The sequence below is a fragment of the Janthinobacterium sp. BHSEK genome, assembly GCF_056174685.1.
In genome coordinates, this window is sequence record NZ_JBWBYV010000058.1 from 15,731 (window position 1) to 36,342 (window position 20,612).

The 20,612-nt window shown below is 64.0% G+C and carries 18 protein-coding genes; all 18 read right to left on the reverse strand.

Going from position 1 to position 20,612, the window contains the following annotated elements:
• Positions 1-53: 53 nt before the first annotated feature.
• Positions 54-1,649 (reverse strand): alkyl hydroperoxide reductase subunit F, encoded by a 1,596-nt coding sequence (gene ahpF, locus AC0V2Y_RS19455; RefSeq protein WP_475416669.1) that lies wholly within the window; start codon positions 1,647-1,649, stop codon positions 54-56.
• Positions 1,650-1,747: 98 nt separating this feature from the next.
• Complete coding sequence (gene ahpC, locus AC0V2Y_RS19460; protein ID WP_070219447.1) at positions 1,748-2,311, reverse strand: alkyl hydroperoxide reductase subunit C; 564 nt, start codon at positions 2,309-2,311, stop codon at positions 1,748-1,750.
• A 194-nt stretch (positions 2,312-2,505) separates the two neighbouring features.
• On the reverse strand, positions 2,506-2,901 hold the full coding sequence (locus AC0V2Y_RS19465; protein WP_475416670.1) for a DUF3597 domain-containing protein: 396 nt from the start codon (positions 2,899-2,901) through the stop codon (positions 2,506-2,508).
• A 167-nt stretch (positions 2,902-3,068) separates the two neighbouring features.
• Positions 3,069-5,912 (reverse strand): EAL domain-containing protein, encoded by a 2,844-nt coding sequence (locus AC0V2Y_RS19470; RefSeq protein WP_475416671.1) that lies wholly within the window; start codon positions 5,910-5,912, stop codon positions 3,069-3,071.
• Between the two features lie 134 nt (positions 5,913-6,046).
• Positions 6,047-6,439 carry a D-ribose pyranase gene (gene rbsD, locus AC0V2Y_RS19475; RefSeq protein WP_475416672.1) on the reverse strand — a complete coding sequence of 131 codons (393 nt, stop codon included), beginning with the start codon at positions 6,437-6,439 and terminating at the stop codon, positions 6,047-6,049.
• A 13-nt stretch (positions 6,440-6,452) separates the two neighbouring features.
• Positions 6,453-7,361 (reverse strand): ribokinase, encoded by a 909-nt coding sequence (gene rbsK, locus AC0V2Y_RS19480; protein WP_475416673.1) that lies wholly within the window; start codon positions 7,359-7,361, stop codon positions 6,453-6,455.
• Positions 7,358-8,416: a LacI family DNA-binding transcriptional regulator gene (locus tag AC0V2Y_RS19485; protein ID WP_475416674.1), complete on the reverse strand. Its 1,059-nt coding sequence runs from the start codon at positions 8,414-8,416 to the stop codon at positions 7,358-7,360. Before AC0V2Y_RS19485 ends, rbsK begins: the two co-directional genes overlap by 4 nt.
• 9 nt (positions 8,417-8,425) lie before the next feature.
• Entirely contained in the window at positions 8,426-9,397 is a 972-nt protein-coding gene (locus AC0V2Y_RS19490; protein WP_070303783.1) for an ABC transporter permease, read from the reverse strand.
• An 18-nt stretch (positions 9,398-9,415) separates the two neighbouring features.
• Positions 9,416-10,969 carry a sugar ABC transporter ATP-binding protein gene (locus AC0V2Y_RS19495; RefSeq protein WP_475416675.1) on the reverse strand — a complete coding sequence of 518 codons (1,554 nt, stop codon included), beginning with the start codon at positions 10,967-10,969 and terminating at the stop codon, positions 9,416-9,418.
• A gap of 86 nt (positions 10,970-11,055) precedes the next feature.
• On the reverse strand, positions 11,056-12,015 hold the full coding sequence (locus AC0V2Y_RS19500; protein WP_475416676.1) for a substrate-binding domain-containing protein: 960 nt from the start codon (positions 12,013-12,015) through the stop codon (positions 11,056-11,058).
• Positions 12,016-12,223: 208 nt separating this feature from the next.
• The gene (locus AC0V2Y_RS19505) at positions 12,224-13,105 is read right to left on the reverse strand and encodes an EamA family transporter (RefSeq protein WP_475416677.1); all 882 of its coding nucleotides are present in this window, start codon (positions 13,103-13,105) and stop codon (positions 12,224-12,226) included.
• A 160-nt stretch (positions 13,106-13,265) separates the two neighbouring features.
• On the reverse strand, positions 13,266-14,336 hold the full coding sequence (locus tag AC0V2Y_RS19510) for a zinc ribbon domain-containing protein (RefSeq protein ID WP_475416678.1): 1,071 nt from the start codon (positions 14,334-14,336) through the stop codon (positions 13,266-13,268).
• A gap of 8 nt (positions 14,337-14,344) precedes the next feature.
• A complete protein-coding gene (locus AC0V2Y_RS19515) occupies positions 14,345-15,460 on the reverse strand; it encodes a hypothetical protein (RefSeq protein ID WP_475416679.1) in 1,116 nt (371 codons plus the stop codon).
• Positions 15,461-15,525: 65 nt separating this feature from the next.
• Positions 15,526-16,251 carry a hypothetical protein gene (locus tag AC0V2Y_RS19520; protein ID WP_475416680.1) on the reverse strand — a complete coding sequence of 242 codons (726 nt, stop codon included), beginning with the start codon at positions 16,249-16,251 and terminating at the stop codon, positions 15,526-15,528.
• A 49-nt stretch (positions 16,252-16,300) separates the two neighbouring features.
• Complete coding sequence (locus tag AC0V2Y_RS19525) at positions 16,301-17,305, reverse strand: zinc ribbon domain-containing protein (RefSeq protein WP_475416681.1); 1,005 nt, start codon at positions 17,303-17,305, stop codon at positions 16,301-16,303.
• 280 nt (positions 17,306-17,585) lie between these two features.
• Complete coding sequence (locus tag AC0V2Y_RS19530) at positions 17,586-19,847, reverse strand: YgiQ family radical SAM protein (RefSeq protein ID WP_475416731.1); 2,262 nt, start codon at positions 19,845-19,847, stop codon at positions 17,586-17,588.
• Between the two features lie 248 nt (positions 19,848-20,095).
• Positions 20,096-20,374, reverse strand: a complete 279-nt coding sequence (locus AC0V2Y_RS19535) for a DUF4404 family protein (RefSeq protein ID WP_034753883.1) — start codon at positions 20,372-20,374, stop codon at positions 20,096-20,098.
• Positions 20,375-20,385: 11 nt separating this feature from the next.
• On the reverse strand, positions 20,386-20,598 hold the full coding sequence (locus AC0V2Y_RS19540; protein ID WP_071326083.1) for a VF530 family protein: 213 nt from the start codon (positions 20,596-20,598) through the stop codon (positions 20,386-20,388).
• Positions 20,599-20,612: the final 14 nt, after the last annotated feature.

Sequence of the window (20,612 nt, forward strand, 5' to 3'; positions counted from 1 at the left end):
TAAAAAAACCGGAAGGGCCCCGCGGCCGTTCCGGTTTTTTCCAGCGTGACGATTTACGCCGTCAATGCTTCTTTCGCCGCGGACTCGTCGACCACTTCCTCGTCGTCCGAGCGGATCAGGTGGTCAAAGGCGGACAAGGCTGCCTTGGCGCCTTCGCCGGTGGCGATGATGATCTGCTTGTACGGCACGGTGGTGACGTCGCCGGCCGCGAACACGCCGGGGATCGAGGTCTGGCCGCGGGCGTCCACTTCGATTTCGCCGTGGCGCGACAGCGCGACCGTGCCCTTGAGCCACTCCGTGTTCGGCACCAGGCCGATTTGCACGAAGACGCCTTCCAGCTCGACCTTGTTCGACGCGCCGCTGACCCGGTCCGTGTAACTGAGGCCATTGACGATCTTGCCATCGCCGTGGATCTCGGTGGTTTGCGCCGAGGTGATCACGGTCACGTTGGGCAGGCTGTGCAGCTTGCGCTGCAGCACCGCATCGGCGCGCAGTTCCGCGCCGAACTCGATCAGGGTCACGTGTTTCACGAGGCCGGCCAGGTCGATCGCCGCTTCCACACCCGAGTTGCCGCCGCCGATCACGGCCACGCGCTTGCCCTTGAACAAGGGACCATCGCAGTGCGGGCAGTAGGCGACACCGTGGTTGCGGTATTCCTTCTCGCCCGGCACGTTGATTTCGCGCCAGCGGGCACCGGTGGCCAGGATGACGGTCTTGGCTTTGAGCACGGCACCATTCGCCGTTTCAATCTCGATCAGCTTGCCTGGCGTCAATTTCGCGGCGCGCTGCGTGTTCATGATGTCGACGTCGTATTCCTTGACGTGCTGTTCCAGCGCCACGGCGAACTTCGGACCATCGGTTTCCTTGACGGAAATAAAGTTCTCGATGGCCAGGGTATCGAGTACCTGGCCGCCGAAACGCTCGGCCAGCACGCCCGTGTTGATGCCCTTGCGGGCCGCATAGATGGCCGCTGCCGCGCCGGCTGGGCCGCCGCCGACGATCAGCACATCAAACACGTCTTTCTTGCTCAAAGCTTCCGCCTGGCGGGTGCCAGCATTGGTGTCGAGCTTGGCGAGGATTTCCTCGACATTCGTGCGTCCCTGGCCAAAGTGCTGGCCGTTGAGGAACATCATCGGCACGGCCATGATCTGGCGCGCTTCCACTTCTTGCGGGAACACGCCGCCATCGATGGTGGTGACCTTGATGCGCGGGTTGATCACGGCCATGGCATTCAAGGCCTGCACCACTTCCGGGCAGTTATGGCAGGAAAGCGAAATAAACGTTTCAAACTCGTAATCGCCGTCGAGGTTGCGGATCTGCTCGATCACGGCGTCGTCGAACTTGATGGTGTGGCCGCCCACTTGCAGCAGCGCCAGCACCAGCGAGGTGAATTCGTGGCCCAGCGGCACACCGGCGAAACGCACGCCGATGTCGGAGCCGGTACGGTTGATGCTGAACGACGGGGTGCGTACGCCAGCGTCAAGGCGCTCGACCAGCGTGATCTTGTCGCTCAACAGGACTATTTCCTGGAGCAATTCCTTCATCTCGCGGGCTTTTGCGCTGTCATCGAGAGAAGCGACCAGCTCAAGCGGATACACCACTTTTTCCAGGTAGGATTTCAGTTGGGTTTTGAGGGTTGCATCTAACATGATTTTTTCTTCCTTTACAAATATTTAGGCGAATGCCGGGCCGGACGCCCGGTCCGGCATCGCGGTAACTACTTGTTTGCTACGTCGTGCATCGAGACTTATATCTTGCCGACCAGGTCCAGCGATGGGGTCAGCGTTGCGGCGCCTTCCGTCCATTTTGCCGGGCACACTTCGCCTGGGTGGTTCGCCACGTACTGGGCGGCTTTCACTTTGCGCAACAGTTCCGATGCGTCACGGCCGATGCCGTTGTCATGCACTTCCAGCACTTTGATGAAGCCGTCCGGATTGATGACGAAGGTGCCGCGCAGTGCCAGGCCTTCTTCTTCGATCATGACTTCGAAGTTGCGCGACAGGGCGCCGGTCGGGTCACCGATCAGTGCGTATTGCACTTTCTTGATGGCGTCCGAGGTGTCGTGCCAGGCTTTGTGCGCGAAGTGGGTATCGGTCGAGATGCCGTAGACATCGACGCCCAGCTTCTGGAACTCGGCGTGGTGATCGGCCAGATCTTCCAGTTCGGTTGGGCAAACGAAGGTGAAGTCGGCCGGGTAGAAGACGAATACCGACCACTTGCCTTTCAGCGACGCTTCCGTCAGGTCGACGAATTTGCCATTGTGGTATGCGGTTGCCTTGAATGGTTTAACTTGGGTATTGATCAGCGACATGTCATTTCCTCTCGTGTGGTGAATCAGTAAGACTCTAGTGTAAGGGGTTTTAACCCATATTCAAAATTGATTGTCACAATAGTTTCAATTGGTTTTAGCTATCATGACGCCATGGGAACTCCATGATAGGCAGTTCCCACGGGATTGGATAGCGGTGACAGTGGATACCCCTGCCGCCGCCAAGTGTTTCCTTCTTAGTTCTTTAGCTCTTCCGGTACCTTGCCGCCGTTTTCCGCCAGCTTGATCATCACCTGGCGGTGCAGCCAGATGTTCATGCTGGCCGAATCGTTGGTGTCGCCCGTGAAGTGCAGCTCTTGCGCCAGTTCCTTGCGCGCGGCCAGGCTGCTGTCGAGTTGAAGCAGTTTCATCAGGTCGACGATGGACGTGCGCCAATTGAGTTTTTCCGCGTTCTTGCTGGCCAGGTCGACCAGCACCACTTCCACGTCCACCACGGGAACGGCAGCCGCCGGTGCGGCATCCGGAGCCGCAGGTGCCGCTGCCGGCGCCGTCGTGGCGGCTGGCGTGGCAGCCGGTGCGGCGTCGGACGAATGGTGGAAGATCTTGTTGTAGATATTGCTGAAAATGCCCATGAGGTCACCTCGAGTTGAGTGAATGGAAGAAGGTTTGCCTGCGTAGGGTCCGGGACCCATGACAGCAAAGCCGGACGCAGGCGCCAGCCCGTCGAGTATAAGCCCGTTCAGGCCGGGGGCCCCGTCCCGCAGGCTTGCGTAACATCTGGTAGCGCGGCGCGCCTGTTTCAAGGGTGCAAGGGCCGCCTGGCGTGCAGCAGCGCGTCGAACGCTTCGATGGCCAGCGGCGGCGCAAACAGCTCACCTTGCGCAAAATCGCAGCCGATCTCCAGCAGCCGCGCGCGCTGCTCTTCGGTCTCCACCCCTTCGGCGATGACTTGCAAACCCAGCTTGTGGGCCATGGTGACGATGGCTTCGCACAGCGCCAGTTCGCTGGCCCCGGGCCCCAGCTTGCGCACCAGCACGCCGTCGAGCTTCAGGTAATCGATGCCGCACTGCTGCAATTGCGTCAGCGAGGCATGGCCGCTGCCGAAGTCGTCGAGGGCGATCTGCAAGCCCGCCTCGCGCAAGTGCTGCAGGCGTGGCGCCATGCTATTGCCGTTAGGTAAGAGTACATCTTCGCGCATGTCGAGCACGATGGCCGAAGGCGGCACATCGAGCGCCAGCAGTTGGCGCAGCCAGGTGCCGGGCGCCTCGACTTCGCGCTGCAATTCCAGCGACGACTGGTTCAGGCACAGCTGCAGCCCCGGCAAGCCGATGACCTGGCCCTGCGCGCGCCAATGCAGCAGCTGCGCGGCCGCCGTGCGCAGCACCCAGTCGCCGATCTCCACGATCAAGCCGCTGCTTTCGGCCAGCGCCAGAAAATCGGGCGGGCACACGATGCCCCGCTGCGGATGGTGCCAGCGCAGCAAGGCTTCTGCCTTGGCAAGTTGGCCGCTATGCAGCTCGACGATGGGCTGGTAATGCAGCTGCATCTGCTGTTCCCGCAGGGCCGTGCGCAAGTCCGCCCCCATGCGCATGCGGTTGACGGCCGCCACCTGCATGGCGGGCGTGAAATAACTGTAGCGGTTGCGTCCCGCGCCTTTCGAGACATACATGGCCTGGTCCGCATGCTTGAGCAATTCCTCGATGGTGCCCGCGTCGTCCGGATACAGGGTGATGCCGATCGAGGCCGACACGAAGGCCTGCTCCTGCCCCAGCAAGAACGGCGCCAGCAAGCCGTCGAGGATTTGCCGCGCGATGCGGTCGACTTGCTGCAAATCATCGAGGTCGGACAGGATCACCGTGAACTCGTCGCCGCCCAGGCGCGCCACCGTGTCCGTCTCGCGCACGCCCACGCGGATGCGCCGCGCCGCCTCGATCAGCAGGATATCGCCCTGGTGGTGGCCGAGGGTGTCGTTGACTTCCTTGAAATGGTCGAGGTCGATGAACAGGATGGCCACGCGGCTCGCGTCGCGGCGGCCCTGGGCCAGCGCCTGGCGCAGGCGCTCGTGGAACATGCGGCGGTTCGGCAATTGCGTCAGAGTATCGAAGTTGGCTTGCTGCCAGATCAGCGCTTCCGTTTGGCGCTTGTCCGTCACGTCTTCCAGCATGCACAAGTGGTGTGGGCCGTCATGGCGTGCCGTGGCGATGGCCGTCACCGAGGCGTCGACCCACACCACGCCGCCATCGGGGCGCACGATGCGCTTGGCGTGGCGAAAGCCCTGCATGCGCCGCGCCAGCAGCTGCGCCACGTGGGCCTGCTCGCCCGCCACGTCGTCGGGATGGCTGATCTCCATCCAGCTCGTCTGCTTCATGTGCTCCAGGCTGCGCCCGGCGATGGCCAGATAGCGCGGATTGATATCCAGAAACTGTCCGCTCACGGTATCGATCAGAGCGATGCCCATGGGCGCCTGCTCGAACATGGTGCGAAAGCGCAACTCGCCCTGGCGGATGGTGTCTTCCGTGCGGCGGCGCTCGCGTGCCAGATTGCTGAAGTGAAAGGCGGCCGACACGGCCAGCAGGCTGCCCGCCACGCCCAGCGACAGGTACAGCCAGCCCAGGTCCGCGCCTGGCACGGGGCGGTACAAAAAGCCCTGGTAGGCGCGGCTGTCCGTGGCATCGCGCGGCAGCACGCCCATGGCGGCATACGTATCGGCGATATGCTGCCAGCGCTGGGGATTCATGTAGCCCGGTTCCACCAGCGTGGGCTGCAGCAGCAATTCCATCTGCTGCGCCTCGTACAGCAGATGGGCGCGGTCATGGCGCTGGCCGTACTTGACATGGATCAGTTGCGCCATTTCCTCGCGGTGCGCCATCGCGTATTGCCAGCCGCGCAGGCTGGCCGCGCGGAACGCTTTCACGCGCTCGGGATGGCGGCGCAGTTCGTGCTCGCTGGTAAACAGGTTGTCGCCGTAGAAATCGATGCCGGCCGTGCGCGGCGTAAACTGGTAATAGGGAAAGCCCGCCCGGTCCAGATAGTCCGGTTCGTTGGTGGAATACGCGGCGATCGCATCGACCTTGCCCTCGATCAAATCCTCGACCCGGTAGCTGGGCGGCAAGTGGCGCATCTGCTGCGGCGCGACGCCCATTTTCTTCAGGAACAGCGACACTTCATCGGACGCGGATGCCGCGTCGGCGGGCGCGCCTATCATCACGGGGGCGCCCGCCAGCCGGCGCACGTCGGGCGCGCCGCCATGCTGGCGCATCAGCAGCACGCTGGGCGAATGCTGGAACACGACGGCCAGCACCACCACGGGTTTACCGGCCAGGCGGCTGAGCAGCAAGGTGCTGTTGCCCACGCCATATTCGGCCTGGCCCGCCAGCACGGCCGCCTCGGCGCGCGGCGCGCCGCTGCCTTCGAGCAGCGTCACGTCGAGGCCCGCCTCGCGGTAATAGCCTTGCTCGATGGCCGCGTAATAGCCGGCGAACTGGAACTGGTGCGTGAAATTGAGCTGCAGGGAGACGGGTTCCAGCGCCCGGGCTTGTGTGGCCAGACACAGCAGCAGGAAGAAAAGGCCGCGCCAGCCGCGCGCCAGCCTGCCGGCGAGCGGCAAGACTAGGCGGAAAGCGTCGGGGGCTTTCATCGGCATGGCGGAACACCACAGGAAGCTGCCGAGCTGGCAGGGGTAAGGCTATTGTAGCCGCCCCTTTTGCCATTGGATAATTATTTCAGTGAGAACAATAGCGTTGATGTTTTTGGCAAACAATGTCGCCATTGTTTGCGCTAGAACACGACGCCGGCGACCAAAATGATGTTGGCATACGGACTGCATTCGCCCGTACGCACGATAGCGCGCGCGCCCTTGCTCAATTGCTTGAACTCCTCGTGCGTCACCTGGCGCGCATCGGGCAAGCCCAGGGCCGCCACCTGCGCCGCCATGGCCGGATTGTGCTGCGGCAACTCGCTGGCGAGCAAATGGTATTCCACCTGCATTTCGCTCAGCACGGTATTCACGGTATCGATGAAGCCGGGAATGCCGCGCGTCAGGGCCAGGTCGATCAGGGGCACGCCCGGCTGCGACGGCAAGCCCGCATCGCCGATGACGAGCATGTCGCCATGCCCCAGCGACGCGATCAGTTGCGACAGTGCAATATTCAGCAGCGGTGATTTTTTCATGGGCGTGGTGTCGTTAGAACAGCTCGTGCAAGTGGGGGATCGAGGTTTGCGCGCCGGGCTTGGTGACGCTCCAGGCGGCCGCGCGCTGGCCTTGCTGGATGGATTCCGCCTCGTCCATGCCGGACGCCAGGCCCGCGACAAAGCCGCCGATGAAGGTGTCGCCGGCGGCCGTCGTGTCGACCGCCTGCACCGCTTCGGCAGGAAACGTGAAATCGCCGCCATACAGGGACGCATGCACGCCCTTGGAGCCGAGCGTGATGATGACGTTGTCGCTGCCCAGCTTTTGCAGCGCCGCCGCCAGCGCCTGGGCATCGGCGCCATCCGGGCTGACGCCGGCCAGCATGGCCGCTTCGATTTCATTCGGAATCAGGTAGTCGACCAGTTCCAGCACGCCGTCCGGCAAGCTGGCCGCCGGGGCCGGGTTCAGCACCACGGTCTTGCCCAGCGAGCGGGCCAGTTTGATCGCGTGCACGACGGTGGCCATCGGCGTTTCCAGCTGCAGCACGACGATGTCCGCCTGCTCGATCAGCTCTTTCGCCGCGTCGATGTGCGCGGGGCTGAGCAGATCGTTGGCGCCGCCGGCGATCACGATGCTGTTCTGGCCGTTGTCGTCGACGAGGATGGAAGCGATGCCGGAAGCGACGCCCGGCAAGGTGGTGACGTGGCTGTCGATGATGCCGTCACCCACGAGGGCCGTGCGCAGGGTCGCGCCGAAGGCGTCGTCGCCCACGCAGCCGACCATGGCCACTTGCTGGGCGCCCGCCACCTTGCCGCTCAGGCGCGCGCAGGCCACGGCCTGGTTGGCGCCCTTGCCGCCAGGAATAGTTCTAAACGCGCCGCCCGTCAGGGTTTCGCCGGGCAGGGGCATGCGCGGCACGCGCAAGACCAGGTCCATATTGATGCTGCCGATAACCACGATCATGATGTCATTCCCATCAGTTCAGTTGCAGGAGAAGAAGTAGGTACTGCAGAAGGTACGGTGGCGGCCACGCTGGAGCCGCGCACGTGCAGCTCGGGTGCGATGCTGCGCTGCTGGCGCGGCAAGGCGGGGTCGGCAATGCGCGCCAGCAGGCACGCGGCCGTGATGCGGCCCAGCTCGCGCGTGTTCTGCGCCACGCTGGTCAAGGCCGGATGCACGAAGCTGGCCAGGTCGATATCGTCGAAGCCGACGACGGCCAGTTCGCCGGGCACGGCGATGCCCCGCTCGGCGGCGGCGCGCAGGGCGCCAAAAGCCATCAAGTCATTGCAGCAGAACAAGGCGTCGGGTCGCTGGCCCTGGGGCAGCGCCAGCAAGTCCAGCGCGGCCGCATAGCCGCCCGCGCTCGTAAAATCGCCATGTACGCACAGGGCCTCGGCCAGGACCACGCCCGCGTCCGCCATGGCGCCGCGCGCGCCGGCAATGCGCTCGTTGGAAATGCTCACCTCGCGGGGACCGGCGATGCAGGCAAGGCGCCGGCGCCCCAGCCCCAGCAAATGGCGCGCGGCCAAGGATCCCCCGGCGCGGTTGTCGACGGCCACCGCATCGATGGCCAGGTCGCTGGGCGCGCGGTCGAGCAGCACGGCCGGCACCTTCATCTTGCGCAGCAGTTCGCCATCGCTGTCGGCCAGCGCGGACAGAATCAGGCCGTCGCAACGCTTGGTCAGCAGCACGTTCAGGTAATCGCGCTGCTTGACGGGGTCGTCATCGGAATTGCACAGGATCACGCTGTAGCCGGCCGCGTAGCAGCTGTCCTCGATGCCGCGCGCCACTTCCGAGAAATACGGGTTCGTATTGTTCGGAATGATCAGACCGATGGTGCCCGTGCTGCGGCTGCGCAGGGAACGCGCCAGCGCGCTGGGCACGTAATGCAATTGTTCCGCCGCCGCCAGCACGGCGCGGCGCGCCTCGTCGCTGACGGGGCGGGTATTGTTGAGGACGTGCGAGACGGTGGTAAACGATACCCCCGCCGCCTGCGCCACTTGCTTGATGGTTGCCATGGGCCGGTATTATGAACGCTCGCCGCGGCGGCGGTAGGTGTCGAGCACGACGGCGGCGACGATCACCAGGCCCGTGACGATGCGTTTCACGGGTTCCGACACGCCCACTTGCGCCAAGCCCGCTTCCAGCACGGAAATGATCAACACGCCGATAAACGTGCTGATGACGGAACCGCGCCCGCCCATCAGGCTCGTGCCGCCGATCACGACGGCGGCGATCACCTGCAATTCCATGCCCACGCCGCCATTCGGGTCGGCCGCTTCCAGGCGCGACACCTGGAACAGCGCGCCCACGCCGGCAAGAAAGCCCATCAGGGCAAACACCAGCACTTTCGACGGTTTTGTATTGATGCCGGACAAACGCACGGCTTCTTCATTCGTGCCGATACCGATCCAGTGGCGTCCCAGCACCGTGCGCGTGAGCACCAGGTGGCCGATGACGACGATGGCGATCGAGGCGATGAAGGCGGGCGACAGACCGAACGCGATCGGCGAGCTGATGCCGTCGACGGCGCTGCCGATGTATTCTGTGCGCGAGTTCGTCACTTGATACGCCATGCCGCGCGCCATTTCCAGCACGCCCAAGGACACAATGAAGGAGGGGATGCGCCAGCCGACGGAAATGAGGCCCGTCGTCGCGCCGCACAGGGCGGCGACGAACATGCCCAGCAGGGCCGCACTCCACACGGGCCAGCCCCAGTGCACGACGGCCAGCGACAGCACGGAAGCGGCCAGCGCCATCACGGAACCGACGGACAGGTCGATGCCGCCGATGATCAGCACGAACGTCATGCCGACGGCCATCACGACCAGGGTCGGGATGTTGTTCGACAGGGTACTCAAGGTCGCCAGGGTAAAGAAGTTTTCGCTGGCAAACGAGAACAGCACGCACATGGCAAGCAAAGCACCGATCAGGCCCGCATAGTTTTTCAGGTCGGCCAGGCTGCGCTGCAGATACGAAGGAGAGGAGTTGGTGGTCATGGGAATCTTTCCGGCGGATCAGGCCGCAGCTGGAGTGGAAGTAGGGGTCAAATAGCCGGAGAAGGCGGCCGACAGCAGCGCGTCCTGGCTCCAGGCACCGCGCTCGAAGGTGTCGACGATGCTGCCCGCGCTCATGACGGCGATGCGGTCGCAGATCAGCATCAGCTCGCGCAAGTCGCTCGACACGATGACGAGGCCCTTGCCCTGGCGCGCCTGTTCGGCCAGCACCTGATAGATATCAAACTTGGCGCCGATATCGATGCCGCGCGTGGGTTCGTCGAACAGCATCACGGGGCAGTCGCGGTACAGCCAGCGGGCGATCACCACCTTTTGCTGGTTGCCGCCAGAGAGCTCGGCCACCGTTTGCGCGCTGTTGCGCGAGCGGATGCCCAGGCGCTGGATGTAATCGTCGGCCACCGACGCTTCGGCCGCGTCGTTGAGCCAGCCAGCGCCGCTGACGGTGTCGAGCGAGGCGAGGGTCGTGTTGACGGCGATCGACTGGCGCAGCAACAAGCCCTGGCCCTTGCGGTCTTCCGTGATCATGGCGATGCCGGCTTGCACGGCCGCCTGCGGCGAGTGCAAGGCGGCAGGGACTTCGCTGTCGCCGAGGAACACGTCGCCGGCGTCGGCGCGGTCGGCGCCGAAGATCAAACGCAGCAATTCCGTGCGGCCAGAGCCGATGAGGCCGGCGATACCGAGGATTTCGCCGGCGCGCAAGTCGAACGACGTCGGGTTGACGACCTTGCCGCGCGCCAATCCCCGCACGCGCAGCAGCGGGGCACCGATGGTGCGCCCGCTCAGGTCGACGGCGTCGTCGGCCGAACGGCCCACCATCAGGCTGACCAGGTCGGCGGCGGAATGGCCGGCGATGTCGTCGTCGCACACGAGCTGGCCGTCGCGCAGCACGGCGATGCGGTCGGCCACGCGCTTGAGTTCTTCCAGGCGGTGGGAAATATAGATGATGCACACGCCGTCGGCCTTCAGGCGCTCGATTTGCAGGAACAGCAATTCCACTTCGCGGTGCGTCAGCATGGCCGTCGGCTCATCTAACACCAGCAGGCGGCAGGCGCCGATCAGGTTGCGCGCGATCTCGATCATTTGCTGGTGGCCGATGCCCAGCTCGCCGACCAAGGTCCACGGGTCGAGGGCGCCCAGGCCCACTTTCTCCATCTGTTCGCGCGCGTCGCGCTCGAGACGGCTGCGATCGATGAAGCCGAAGCGCTGCGGCAAATTCTTCAGGTACAGGTTTTCCGCGATCGACAGGGTGGGAATCAGATTGAGTTCCTGCATCACCATGCGGATGCCCAGCGCCTCGGCGGCGCCGCGCGAGGCGGGCTGGTAGGGCTTGCCGTCGAGCAACATCGTGCCCGTGGTGGCTTGCTCCAGGCCGCAGATGATCTTCGACAGCGTGCTCTTGCCGGCACCGTTCTCTCCCGTCAGCGCCAGCACCTGGCCTGGGGCGAAGCGCAAGCCCACGCCGCCCAGCACGGGGCCGACATAGGACTTGCCGATGTTATCCAGGGTCAATAGAGGGGTGGCGGCTGAGGGCGCCGGGGGGATGTCGGTGGGCATGATAAAACTCCGCGGAAAAAGACGGCGGGGCCGGCGCCGCAGCCTCAGGCAGAGACGCGGACGCTGGCCCCGGCGGGATCAGACGATCAGGACTTGGCGCCCTTGGCGACCAGTTCGACCTTGGTTTCGATGACGCCACCGAGATCGGCCTGTTTCTTCTTCTGCGCCAGGGCTTTGAGCACAGTGTCGATGCCGAACACGGCTTGCTGCGAACCGAACTGGTCGGCGGTAGCCAGCACGCGGCCGTCAGCCAGCATCGGCTTGATGGCGTTGATGTTGTCATAGCCGACGACGAGCACTTTGCCCGTCTTGCCAGCCGCCTTGATGGCGGACACGGCGCCGATGGCCATGTTGTCGTTACCGCACAGCAAAGCCTTGATATTCGGGTTGGCGTTCAGCATGGCGGCCGCCACCGTGTTGGCAGGGGCGATTTCCCACTGGCCCGACTGTACGCTGACGACTTTCGCGCCGGCCGCGTTCATCGCGTCCTGGAAGCCCAGGGTGCGCTGCTGCGCGTTGTAGGTGGTCGACACGCCTTCGATGATGCCGACGGGGTCGCCCTTCTTGATCTGCTTGGCCAGGAAGTCGCCGACGACCTTGGCGCCCTTGCGGTTGTCCGGGCCGACGAACGGCACGCTGATGCCCTTCTCTTTCAGGGCACCATCGTCGAGCTTGTTGTCGATATTGACGACGATGATGCCCGCGTCGATGGCTTTTTTCAGCACCGGCACCAGCGCCTTCGAGTCGGCCGGGGCGATCACCAGCGCGTTGACGCGCGAGACGATCATTTGCTCGACCAGCTTGATCTGGCTCGACGTATCCGTTTCATCCTTGATGCCGTTCGACAGCAGGTCGTACTTGGCGGCATTGGCCTTCTGATGCGCCTTGGCGCCATTTTCCATGGTCAGGAAAAATTCATTGGCGAGCGACTTCATCACCAATGCCACCTTCGGTTTGGCTGGCGTCTGCGCCATCGCCGGCACGGCGGGCAAGGCACATACCAGGACAGCGGCGGCAATCATTTTCAGGCGAATACGGGATGTCATGAGCGTCTCCAGAGTGGTTGGTCAAGCACGTGTACTGCATGCTTTTGTGGAAATTCGTTGCGCGCAAACGTTTGCGCGAAGCGAATAGTGCCTCAATGCCCCATATCAGTGCAAGCAAAACTGTATGTGCGGTGCAGCAAAAAGGGAGCGCCCAGAGGGAAAGGGGCAGGCCGACGCGGTCAGCCTGCCGAGGGGAAATACGCGCAAGTCAGGCGTTTGTTGCGGGACGGGCGCTGGCCCACTGCACCGCCAGCACGCTGGCCAGCACCAGCAGCAAGCCCAGCATCGACCATCCCGTCATGGCTTGCCCCAGCAAGGCCCAGCCCAGCACGACGGCCATCAGGGGACTGAGCAGTCCCAGCGAGGAGACGGCCACGGGCGACAGCCTGGCGATGCCGCGGAACCACAAGGCGTAGGCCAGCAGGGCGCCGGCCAGGCACAGGTAGGCGTAGGCCAGCACTTGTTGCAGCGACAAGGCCGGCAGCGGGGCGTCGGCCAGCCAGGCGACGGGCGCCAGCATCAGGCCGCCGAGCAGCAATTGCCAGCCCGTCAGCGCCAGCACGGGCAAGTCCGGCTTCCAGCGCCGCGTCAGGTAGGTGCCGGCCGCCATGCACGCCGTGCCGCCCAGCGCGGCGGCAATGCCGACGGGTTCCCACACCGTGCGCGGCGACAACAACAAAACGCCCATGCCGGCCACGCCCAGCACGCTGGCAAGCAAGGCCAGGCGGGCTGGACGGCGCCCTTCCACGCCCCAGGCCAGGCCCATCACCAGCAGCGGCTGGATGGCGCCCACCACGGCCGCCAAGCCGCCCGGCAAGCGGTAGGCGGCCACGAACAGCAGCGCCTGGAATACGCCGATATTCAGCGCCGACAAAATCAGCACGCGGCCCCAGTCGCGCCGCGCGGGCAGGCGCCGCATGATCAGCAGCAACAGCAGGCCGGCCGGCAGCACGCGGATCAAGGCCGCCGTGTAGGGCCGGTCCGGCGGCAGCAGTTCGGACGTGACGATATACGTGGAACCCCAGATCAGGGGCGCCAGCGCCGTGAGCACGATATCGCCCCAGGCGGGGCGGACAGGAGAAGCAGGCATGACTATCTCGACGTTAAGATAAAAAGCCAGTGTGGGCACAAACTATCTTGATGTCAAGACAAACTGACGTGTGCGCCCCTGCCTGCGGGCATCAAAAAGCCCGGCAGGGCCGGGCTACGGGAATGAGGCAAGGCGGCAGGCTGCACCGCCTGCCCGACGCTTAATCGCGCACGCGCTGCAGCACCGCGATCGGCATGCCGCCGAGCATCAGCGTGGCCGTGTTGGTGTTCTCGCTCAGCGTGATCTGCATGGCGACGTCGCCCCCCTCTTCCGACATGACCGTCACGGCATCGCCCTCGGTGGTAAACGTCACCTTGGTTTCCTTGCCGTTATCGATCACGCTGTCGCGCGTGAATTCCAGGACCGAGCCCATCGGTCCCTTCCATTTGCCCACCAGCGGATGGCCGCCAAAGCGGAACAGGCTTTTCAGCTTGTCCAGCATGCCAGCTCCTTGCGCGCCGGACGCCTGACGCATGGCCATGGCGGCCTGGTGCAGTTGCGTGCGGTCGGTGACTTGCCATTGCTTGTCGACCAGGGCCAGCGGCAGTTGCACTTCCAGGTCGCCATGCGGCAAGTGTTGCAGGATCATTGCCCGGTCGGCCGATTTGGCGAGCCACGCCGCTTCATCGGTCAGCGCCAGGGTGGCCGTGGCCATCGCCACCTGCTGCCCGCCCATCTCGCGCACCTGCTCGTAGCCGCTGACCTTGGCCACTTTCAGGCCCTTGGCCACGCACAGCTTATTCCCGCGCAAGGCCGCCTTGCCGGGCGCGGCCAGCGCGTAGACAAATTGCGTTTGCACAATCCAGACGCCGCTGCTCTGCTCGACGGGAGCGTTGTACAAGCCGCTACGCACCAGCGCATCGAGCCATTGCCGAGTGGAACTGTCGTACGACGCCACACGGATTTCTTCCTTCTGGTACGGCAAGTCGGTGAGGCACAGCAGCTTGTCGCGCGCCGCCTCGTCGGCCGCCAGATGGGTGTCGATGGCGCGGCCAAAACTGCTGGCCGACGCCGCTTCCGGCGCCAGCAGCCACGCCAGGGCGCCGCCGGCCACGATGACCAGCGCCAGCACGCCGCCGGCGATGACGACGTGTCGCCGCTTCACGCCGGACAGCGCCGGCGTCGCGGCCGGGGCGGGTGCCGGGGCGGCGTTGACGGCCTTGCCGCACTCGTCGCAAAAGCGCGCGTCGGGCGCGTGGGCGGTGCCGCACTGTCTACAGAATTGCGCCATGGTCTGCCTTACTTGAGTTTATGCGCGCACTCGCCGCAGAACACGTCATCGGACGCGACCGGCGCCTTGCAGCTGGGGCAGTGCAGGCCGTCAGCGGGCGCAGCCGCTGGCGCTGCCGGAGCGGCTGGGGCCGCGGCCTGTTCGGCCAGGGCACGCGCGCGTTCGCGCGCTTCCTCGGCTTTTTTCTTGACCGTGGCCAGGCCGTCGTTCAGGCTCGCTTCCGAGGCGCTGAAATCGACGTTGCGCGTGGCGTTCAGGTAAATGATGCACACGCCCTTGCTGAAGATCAAACCCGGCACCACGGCCGCGGCCGCCATCAGCAAACCGCCGCCGAGGCCGGCTGCGATGATGTAGCCGGAACCGCCACTGAAACCCGAAGCCAGGGAATACATGTTCATCTGGCCGCCCGGGCCCAGGATGCCGGCCGACATGCCTGTCGTCAGCGACACGCCCGTGCCCACTACGCCAAAGATCAGCAGTGCCACGAACGCGGTGATCAGGAACAGCAGCACTTCCAGCAGGATCACCGACACCAGCTTGGTGCGCACGATCTGGTTCAGGCGGGCAATGATCTGGAACACGGTGGCGCCCGACCAGGCGGCGGGGCCGGCCAGCGGCAACATCACGTAGAACAGGGCAAACACCAGCACGCCCAGCACGATGGCCGACAGCGGGAAGACGACCGTGTACAGCACGGGACCGAGCACGGGAATCTTGCAGAGGAACAAGATGATGGCGATGGCGATCATGGCCGCCAGCACGATCAGAAATTCCAGGAACACGACCGCGATCAGGCGGTGGCTCGTGTACAGCGAGACGAGCACGGCATCCACCAGGCTCATGCCCGGCTGGCCCTGCGCATCGCGCATCAGCAGGATGCCCACGGCGTTGGAACCGTAAAACATCACGAGGAAGGCCATCAGGCCGCCCAGGAAGCCCAGCAAGACACTGCCCATGCTGCCGGCGAGCATCGTCAGCACGCCACCGACGAGCACGGCGCCGATGAAGGTCAGGGCCAGCAGGGCAATCGCGCGGAAATTCCTGATGGCGTCGGTCGCTTCGATCAGCGAGCCCACGGCAGAGGAAAAGGGAAGAGGGTTATGTGCTTCTGTGGAAATGGTCATGTAAAGCCTAGTGGAAATGAATCGGGAGGGGACGGCCTGCCTGGCCGCCCCGTGCTACCAAGGTGTTAGTAGGCGAGAGCCAGTTGCAGCTCACTCACGGGCGCCTGGCGCTGGACGATCTGCAGCTTGACGTCCTGGCCGCCGACGCGCTTGCTATTCAGGTACAGGGCCGTGCGCACCGGGTAAATGCCCTGCGGCACGCCTTCAGGCATGGGAATCGAGAAGCCGCCCTTGTAGGCACCGCTGCCGTTGTTGCTGCTGACCACCTTGCGCACGGTCTTGATCAGCTCGCCATTTGGCTTGTACAGGCTCAATTCCTCTTCCACCAGCGGGTTCGGATCGCGCGTGCCGGCCGCCACTTCGATATACGAATTGGTCTGCGCCTTCTGGCCCGGACGCACGGAGGATGGCGTAAAGCCCGTCTCGTACTTCACCAGGGTCGACTGTTCGGGCAGCTTGCCCTTGTTGGCCACCTTGTAGTCGGCTTGCACCTGCTGCGACGTCTTGACTTGCTGGCTTTGATAATTCAAGGCCACGCAGGCGAGCGCGCCCAGGCTGGCGCCCAGCGCCGCGCCGCGCACGGTATTGTTGCCGCCGCCCAGCAAGCCGCCCACGACGGCGCCGATGCCGGCCAGCATGGCCGTGTTGCACTCGCCGCTGGCCGCTTCCGTGCCTGCGGTGGTGGTATTGCCCGTGGCGCCAGGGCCGCCCGGCGCGGCGCAACCGGCCAGCATTGAGGACACGACCAGCAGCGCCACCATGGGCTTGGCAATTTGTTTCAAGTTTTTCACGTTATTCTCCAGGAGTATCAAAATAGGAAGGGAAGGCAAGCCGCGCGGCTTACTCGATCTGGATTTGCGACAGCGCCTTGTCCTGCGCCTCTTTCGCCTTGCGCTTGATGTCGAGCGCATGGCGGTTGCCCGTGTCCATGCGCAACACGGCATTCGCGTTGGCGATGGCACAGTCGTACTTGCGCTGGCTCATGCAGTGGCTCGCTTCCGACAGGCTGTCCGTGATCACGCTTTCCAGGCCGCTAGTCTGTTTGACAGGCGCCGGTGGCGGTGTCACCTTGACGGGCTTGGCCGGTTTTTCCGCGACGGGAGCCGGTTTTTCCACAGCCGGGGCCGGGGCGGGTGCGGGCACCGGCTCGGGGGCGGGCGCGGCGACAGGCGCCGGGGCGGGCGCAGCAGGCGCAACGGCAGGCTCGGCCGCCGTCGCGCCGTCGAGCGCCGGGTCGCTGATGGCCATTGGCTGCTCGGCGGCAGGCGCAGGGTCCGCCAGCGCTGGAACAACGGGTTCCGGCGCCGGCGCTGCCGGCTTGCTTGAGAGAAAATAGTAAGCGCCCGCACCACCCAGCAATACCACCGCTGCGACGGCTGCGGCGATCAGTTTCATGCGGCCGCCAGCCGGTGGGCTGTCCACCGGCACATCGGGCGCGGGAGCTGGTTCTGCCACGGGAGCAGGTGCCGGTGCGGGTGCGGGATCGGCACGGCGCTTTTCCAGCACGGGCGGCGGCGGCGCGACTGGCTGCGGGATGGCAACGGGCACGGGTTCAGCGACAGCTTGCGCGACCACCTCTGCCACTGGCGCCGGCTCAGGAACGACCACATTCACTGGCTCAGGAATAGGCGCCGAAACAGGTGCTGGCGACGCCACTGGGGCCACGGCGAAGCTGAACGCGCACTTGGGGCAGAACTTGGCATCGGGCTTGCATTCATGGCCGCACTGGCCACAGGATTTGCCCGGTACCGGGGCGGCGGCGGGAACAACGGCAAACGTGGTGCCGCAGGAAGAACAGAATTTGGCGCCCGGCTTATTCTCGGCCTGGCAGGAAAGGCATTTCAATTGGTATCTCTTTTCATATCAACGCTGGGAGTCGCGTACGCTGGCGATTGCCAGAAAGGCAGCTTTGTTGCCGTACGGCTAAATATCCAACGAGTATATTTTCAAACACCAAGTTGCCACAAGGGAAAATTGCCTTTTGCTCTATTCAATTTTTAAATATTGGTAAAAATCCCGCCGCCATGGCGTGCCATGCCCCATCCTGGTGCGCCCATAACAAAAAACCCGGCAACGCAGTACGCGTTGCCGGGTTTTCAGTCGAAGCCCGAAGGCCGAAGACCGTTTATTTGCGTCCGCCCCGTGCCGGTGCGGCATGGCCGCCCTTGGCCGGCGGCTTGCCGCCACGGCCCATCGGCGCGGCGGCCGGCTTGGCCTTCGTCTTGATGGTCGAGAGTATCGATGGACGCACCTTCGATTCGACGGCGGTCGCCTTCGGCGCCGCTGCCGTGCCGCCCAGGGCGATGCGGTTCTTGCCCGGCGTGACCTTGAACTTGTCCGGCGTGCCGGCGCCATGCGTCTGACGGCTGCGTTCGCCAGCGGCCAGGCCGCCCGACTCGGACGAGGTCCAGGCCGGTATCAAATGCTTGTCGCCATTGCCGATCAAGTCGCCACGGCCCATGTTGACCAGCGCTTCGCGCAGGATCGGCCAGTTGGCCGGGTCCTGGTAGCGCAGGAAGGCTTTATGGGTGCGGCGGATCTTGCCGCTGCGCGCCGTTTCCACCACTTCCGAGTCGGCTGTCACCTTGCGCAGGGGATTCTTGCGCGTGTGATACATGGTCGTCGCCATCGCCATCGGCGTGGGCATGAAGGTCTGCACCTGGTCCAGCTTGAAATTGTTTTTCTTCAGCCACAGGGCCAGGTTCAGCATGTCCGTGTCCGTCGTGCCCGGATGGGCGGCGATGAAATACGGGATCAGGTATTGCTTCTTGCCTGCTTCCAAGGAGAAACGGTCGAACATTTCCTTGAATTCGTCGTAGGCGCCGATGCCGGGCTTCATCATCTTCGATAACGTCCCCTCTTCCGTGTGCTCGGGCGCGATCTTCAGCAGGCCGCCCACGTGGTGCGTCACCAGTTCCTTGACGTACTCGGGCGAACGCACGGCCAGGTCGTAGCGCAAGCCCGAGCTGATCAGCACTTTCTTGATGCCGGGAATGGCGCGCGCCTTGCGGTACAGCGAGATCAGCTTGCTGTGGTCCGTGCCCAGGTTGACGCAGATGGACGGGTACACGCAGGACAGGCGGCGGCACGACACTTCAATCTCTTTTTCCTTGCAAGCGAGGCGGTACATATTCGCCGTCGGGCCACCCATATCGGAAATAGTGCCCGTAAAGCCTTTGGTTTTATCGCGGATATGTTCGATTTCGCGCAGGATCGATGGCTCCGAACGGCTCTGGATGATGCGGCCTTCGTGCTCCGTGATCGAGCAGAAGGTGCAGCCGCCGAAGCAGCCGCGCATGATGTTAACGGAAAAGCGGATCATTTCCCAGGCGGGAATATGCGCCTTGCCATAGCTCGGGTGCGGGGCGCGCGCGTAATTCATGTCGTACACGCCATCCATTTCGTCCATCGCCAGCGGCAGCGGCGGCGGATTGAGCCACACGTCGCGCTCGCCGTGCGCCTGCACCATGGCACGGGCATTGCCGGGATTCGATTCCAGGTGGAACACGCGCGAAGCGTGCGCATACATCACGGGGTCATCCTTGACGACGTCGTAGGCGGGCAGGCGCACGACGGTCTTGTCGTGCTTTTCCTTGGCCATGGCCAGGCGTTCTTCGCGGCTCATGATGCGGATCGGCTTGATGACTTCGGCCGATTTCGACGCATTTTCCGTGGCGCAGGCGGTCTTGTCTTCCTGCACCATCTCGTAGGGGCTGTAGTGCGGGTCGATCTTGCCGGGCACGTCGACGCGGGTGGAATTGTGCACGCCCCAGTCGTTGCCGGGCAGCCAGCCGGCCGGCACCATGAAGGCCGTGCCGCGCAGGTCGCGGATATCCTTGATGTTTTCGCCGGCGGCCAGACGGTGGGTCAGGTCGACCAGCGCCCGCTCGGCATTACCGAAAATCAACAAATCAGCCTTGGAATCGGGCAAGACGGAACGGCGGACCTTGTCCGACCAGTAATCGTAATGGGCGATGCGGCGCAAGGACGCCTCGATGCTGCCGATGACGATGGGCACGTCGGAATACGCTTCGCGCGCGCGCTGGGCGTACACGGTGACGGCGCGGTCCGGGCGCTTATTCGGTTCGGCATTCGCCGTGTAGGCGTCGTCGGAGCGGATCTTGCGGTCGGCCGTGTACTGGTTGACCATGGAATCCATGTTGCCGGCGGTAATGCCGTAGTACAGGCGCGGCTTGCCGAGGATGCGGAAGGCGTCGGCCGACAGCCAGTCCGGCTGGCTGATGATGCCGACGCGGTAACCCTGCGCTTCGAGCAGGCGGCCGACCAGGGCCATGCCGAAGCTCGGATGGTCGATGTAGGCATCGCCCGTGACGAGGATGACGTCGCACTGGTCCCAGCCCAGCGCGTCCATCTCGGCACGCGACATCGGCAGGAAAGGCGCCACGGCAGCGCGGGCAGACCGCTTGGGAACGGTCGCAAATAAATTGGTAGGGGAGCTCATAGGGTACGGATTGTACCGGAATTGGCCATTTCCAACCTGACGGCCTGCTTTTTACTGTTGGATTTCAGTACAAAAAACGTTTATTTTTCAATTACTTGGGAGAAAAGGGGCGGCCCCGTCGGGGCAATGCGGCCCAGTGGGGCGCATTGCGATCGCGTAGCGACTGACCCCGATCAGATACCCATGTTGGCTAAAATTTCACCCAATTCGCGTAAGGCCGGCTCCAGTTTCGGATGCTTGACGGCGAACTTGGCCGACAATTCCTGGCTGCGCTCGGCCAGCCCATAGGTGGTCGACTCTTCTTCCTGCTCCTGCGCGGCGCGCTTTTCCATCAGCAACTTGATGTCGACATCGAGTTTTTGCAGCAAACCATGCAGTTCTTCATCGACGGGGCCGCTGGTTTCCAGCGTCGAATGCAGTTGTTGCAGCGATTCCTTGAGTTTGCTATCCATGTTTTTTCCTGTCAGTCAGTAAATTGCGTGTCCAGGTACAGCTGTTCCACCTTGCTCCTGGCCCACGGGGTCTTGCGCAAAAACTTCAGGCTCGACTTGATGCTGGGATCGCTGATGAAGCAATTGATATCGATGTGCTTGGCCAAGCCGTCCCAACCGTAGTGGGCGTGCAGGCGCGTCACGATACCTTCCAGGGTAATGCCATTCAAATCTTGCTGACTCATATACTCTTTCGACT